The organism is Streptomyces nanshensis, assembly GCF_001751255.1.
Taxonomy (GTDB): domain Bacteria; phylum Actinomycetota; class Actinomycetes; order Streptomycetales; family Streptomycetaceae; genus Streptomyces; species Streptomyces nanshensis_A.
On sequence record NZ_LJGW01000317.1, the window covers coordinates 1 to 4,440 of the forward strand.

The window sequence follows — 4,440 nt, forward strand, 5'->3', positions numbered from 1 at the left end:
TGCCCCACGGGAATCTCCCGTGGGGCACCCGCCGTCCACCGTCGCGCTGTCGCTCAGCGCGTCGCGGCTTCCTGCTCCGTGTCCGACGCGTCGGGGCCCTCTTCGGCCGGCTTGCCGGGCCCGCCCCCGGAACGCAGCGGAACCTTCTTGAGGAAGAGCGCGACGACCAGACCCACGACGGTGAACGGCAGCGCCGTCAGGAACACCGTGGACAGGGCGTCGGCGTACGCGGAGGTGTAGGCGTTCTTCACCGCTTCCGGCAGGTGCTGTACGGCCTGCGGACTGATCGATGCGCCCTTGCTGAGCTTCGAACCCTGGTCCGCCAGACCGCTGTTGAGGATGACGCCGAACAGCGAGGCCCCCAGAGAGGTGCCGAGCATCCTGGTGAAGGTGACGGTCGAGGTGGCCGCGCCGATGTCCTGGAACCCCACGGCGCTCTGCGACGCCACCACCGTGACCTGCTGCGACAGTCCGGCACCCAGGCCGAGTACGGCCATGAACGCCGAGGCCAGGGCGAAGCTCGTGCTGTTCGTCATGGTCGACAGCAGATACAGCGCGAGCCCGGAGACGGCCATGCTGGCGGCCGGGTACCACTTGTACTGGCCGGTCTTGGACATGAAGTGGCCGGTCCCCATGGTGGCCAGGAGCATGCCGGCGGTCATGGGAAGCATCAGGAGTCCCGCGTTCTGCGGGCTGGTCCCCGTGACCATCTGCAGGTAGAGAGCCAGGTAGTTGAGGGCGCCGATGGAGATGAACCCGCCGACGAACGCCACCACGTTCGAGATGTTGAACGTCGAGCTGCCGAACATCCGCAGCGGCACGACCGGTTCGGGCGCGCGGCGCTCCGCGAAGAACCAGATCAGGCCGAGCGCGAGGGTGGCGCCCCCGAGGCCCATGATGACGGCGGAGCCCCACGCGTACGCGCTCCCGGCCCAGTTGGTCAGCAGGACCAGGCAGCTCACCGCGCCGCCGAGGGCGATGATGCCGGTGTAGTCGATGCGCGGTGTGCCGCGGCGGGCCGGCAGCGTCAGGAACGAGACGACCATGAACAGCGCGAGCGCGCCGACGGGCATGTTGATGTAGAACGCCCAGCGCCAGCCCAGATGATCGGTGATCAAGCCGCCGAGCAGGGGGCCGCTGACGCTGGAGACGGCGAAGGTGCCCGTGGCGTAACTCTGGTAACGGGCCCCCTCGCGCGGGCTGAACAAGTCACCGAGAATGGCGAAAATGGAGACTGTTAGACCACCGGCGCCCACGCCTTGCACGGCCCGGTAGACAATGAGCTGGGTCATCGATCCCGCGGCGCCGCACAGTACGGATCCGAGCAGGAAGACGGCGATGGCGAAGATGAAGACCCGCTTACGGCCCAGCAGGTCACCGAGCTTTCCGTACAGCGGCGTCGTCACACTGAAGGTCAGCAGATAAGCCGTGCTGACCCAGGCGAACTGCTCGACTCCGCCGAGATCACCGCTGATGGTGGGCATGGCGGTGGCGACGATCTGGGTGTCCAGGGTGCCGAGAAGCATCGCGAGCATCAGACCGATGAAGACCAGGATCGCCTGCTTGCGCGGCAGTGAAGCCTTGCCGGGTTGTTCGGCGGCGGCTGCCTGAGCGCGCGACATTGGATCCCCTCCTTAGCGTTACGTACGATTCGGAATCCATGTCAACTTAGGCTTACAACGGATTCATGTCAACCTCGTCTGACAGGGGCTTGAAAGGGCCGCTTGACGCGATCGCGATGTCATCCTAGGTTGACGGTGTGGATAAAGCGGAAGTGAACGATCTCGTAGCCGTCGCGACATCTGACGACATTCTTGAAGGACTGACCGCCGTACGGGCGCTGCGCAAGCTCGTCGAAGACATCGAGGCGCTGCAGGTGCGCCGGGCCCGTGACCTGGGGTGGGCATGGGGTGACATCGCGGAGCCGCTCGGCATCTCCCGGCAGTCCGCGCACAAGAAGCACACGCGGCGGCGGCCGAAGTGAGCGGCCCCTCGCTGTGTCCGGCGGGCGATCCCGGCGGTACGGGCGGGACGGGGGTGTATCTGCTGCATCGCGGAGTCCAGCCGCCGGCACGGGTGGTGGGGCCGGAAGCCGCGGCCCTGAGCGGGTTACGGCAGTGGTGCGCTGTCCCCCGCTCGGTCTGCGGGGTGGCACCCGCCCCGTGGACCGTGCCGGCCGCCCTCCCCGGCGACGACCGATTCCTCGACTACGTCCGGGAGTTGACACAGCCCGACGGCGCACAGGACGCGGCGGTCGACGTACGGGCCGTCACCGTGGACCCGGCCACGGCCGGCGCCGGACGGGTCGAGGACCCCTGGGTCTCCCGGCACGTGGTCGGCCAGAACGACGCGCTGGCCGTGGTCCGCGACTATCTCGCCCGAGGCGAAACGTTCCGGTCGGCCCTGCGTACGGCGGTCGTCGTCGAGGAGTTCATCGCGGCGGACGCCAGCGCGCAGGTGGTCTCCGGTGTGCACGAGACCTTCGAGGAGGAGGTCGCCATGGTCAGGACGGCCCACGGTGTGTGCGTCGGCGGCACGGACCGCGCGGGCCCGGCGGACACCTATCTCGTGCGGCGCAGCGATCTGAACATCCTGGTCGAGTGGATCGCGGAGAAGCACCGGCAGGTCGTCCCCACTCCCTCCGGGCTCACGGAGCGGTCCCTGCCCGCCGCCCTGCGCAACCGCCCCTGTCTGACCGAGGAACAGATCCGGGACATGGTCCGGATCGCACTGGCCGCGGAGGCGGAGATGGGCCTGCCCGTCCGGCTCGAACTGGCCTGGAAGGACGGGGCCGTCTACGTGCTGTGGTGCGAGGCCGTCGGGTAGCGGCGGTCACGACCACTGGACGTGGACCCGGTTGCGACCGCTCTCCAGCAGGCTGACGGCCGTGCCCCGCGCATCTCCCCGGGTGTGCCCGGCGGCCGCGCGGGGCCCGGCTCTGTCCTCGACGCGAGAGTGAGACCCCCAATGGAAGAGCGCACCGCGGTACTTGTGGTGGGCGGGAGCCTGGTCGGGCTCTCCGCGGCCGTTTTCCTGGCCCGGCAGGGAGTGCCCTGCGTAGTGGTGGAGCGGCACACCGGCACGTCGATCCATCCGCGGGCGCGCGGCATCACGGCCCGTTCCATGGAGCTGTTCCGCCAGGCCGGACTGGAGGACGCGGTACGGGCGCACGGACAGGACGACATCGGTGTCTTCGTCCGCGCACGGGCGCTGGCGGACGACGATCACAAGGCCGTGGTGATGCCGCAGACCAGGACGCCGGACCAGGTCAGCCCGACGACCCTGTACGCGTGCGACCAGGACCGGCTGGAGCCGCTGCTGCTGAAGCGGGCCCGTGAACTGGGCGCCGACGTCCGCTTCGGCACCGAACTCGTGGACTTCGCCCAGTCCTCCGACGGGGTCACCGCGGAGATCCGGGACCGCGACTCGGGCGCACAGCACACCGTGCGCGCGGACTACCTCATCGCCGCCGACGGCGGGCGCAGCGCGGTACGGGAACGGCTGGGCATCACCAGGTCGGGGCCCGGCTCGCTCCAGCACCAGGTCAGCATCCTCTTCCGGGCGGACCTCAGCCCGGCGCTGCGCGGCCGCGAAGTGTTCGCGTGCTTCCTGGAGACCATGTCCGGGGTGCTGGTGCGCCGGGACTCGGGCGTATGGCAGATGGGCGTGCCGTTCAAGCCCGAACAGGGCGAGAGCGCCGAGGACTTCACGGAGGAGCACAGCCGTGAGGTGGTGCGTATCGGGACCGGCATCCCCGATCTCGAGGTGACGATCGACAGCGTGATGTCCTGGGAGATCGCCGCCCTGGTGGCCGACCGGTTCCGGGACGGAAGGATCTTCCTGGCCGGCGACAGCGCGCATGTCTCCTCTCCCCGCGGCGGGTTGGGCGGCAACGGCGGCATCCAGGACGCGCACAACCTGGCCTGGAAGATCGCGGCCGTGCTGGCCGGCCACGGCGACGAGCGGCTGCTCGGCACATACGAGACGGAGCGACGGCCGATCGCCTTTCTCAACATGGAGTACGCGCTCGGGCGGATGCACGGTGAGCCGTGGACGCAGGACTACAACACCGTCTCGCTGGGCTACCGCTACCACTCGCCGGGCTTCGTCGAGGAGGAACCGGGCGACGAGGAGAGAGTGGAGGATCCGACGGCGCCGTCCGGCCGTCCCGGCACCCGGGCCGCGCACCTCCCGCTCCCGGCCGGTGCGGGAAGTTCCACCCTCGATCTGTTCGGCCGGGAGTTCGTCCTGCTCACCGGCGAGGCCGGCGCCGAGTGGCAGGCCGAGGGCGAGCGGGCCGCCGCCGCCCGCGGGGTGCCGCTCACGGTGCACCGCGTCGCGGCCGGTGACTACCCGGCGGACGGGGCGGCGGCCATGGAGCGCTGGAGGACGGTCTACGGCGTGACGGGCCAGGGCGCGGTGCTGGTACGCCCCGACGGC

The 4,440-nt window shown here is 69.8% G+C and carries 4 protein-coding genes; 3 read left to right on the forward strand and 1 reads right to left on the reverse strand.

Annotation, left to right across the window (positions count from 1 at the left end; translation table 11 throughout):
* Positions 1-53: 53 nt before the first annotated feature.
* Positions 54-1,622, reverse strand: a complete 1,569-nt coding sequence (locus AN218_RS18775) for an MDR family MFS transporter (RefSeq protein ID WP_070018048.1) — start codon at positions 1,620-1,622, stop codon at positions 54-56.
* 152 nt (positions 1,623-1,774) lie between these two features.
* On the opposite strand from AN218_RS18775, the gene AN218_RS18780 reads away from it, so the two are divergent.
* From AN218_RS18780 to AN218_RS18790, 3 genes are all read left to right on the forward strand, one after another.
* Entirely contained in the window at positions 1,775-1,984 is a 210-nt protein-coding gene (locus tag AN218_RS18780) for an RNA polymerase subunit sigma-70 (protein ID WP_070018049.1), read from the forward strand.
* Positions 1,985-2,148: 164 nt separating this feature from the next.
* Complete coding sequence (locus tag AN218_RS18785) at positions 2,149-2,826, forward strand: PEP/pyruvate-binding domain-containing protein (protein WP_070018050.1); 678 nt, start codon at positions 2,149-2,151, stop codon at positions 2,824-2,826.
* Positions 2,827-2,967: 141 nt separating this feature from the next.
* Positions 2,968-4,440 (forward strand): FAD-dependent monooxygenase (locus tag AN218_RS18790; RefSeq protein ID WP_141747621.1); only part of this gene is annotated, 1,473 nt, incomplete at its 3' end.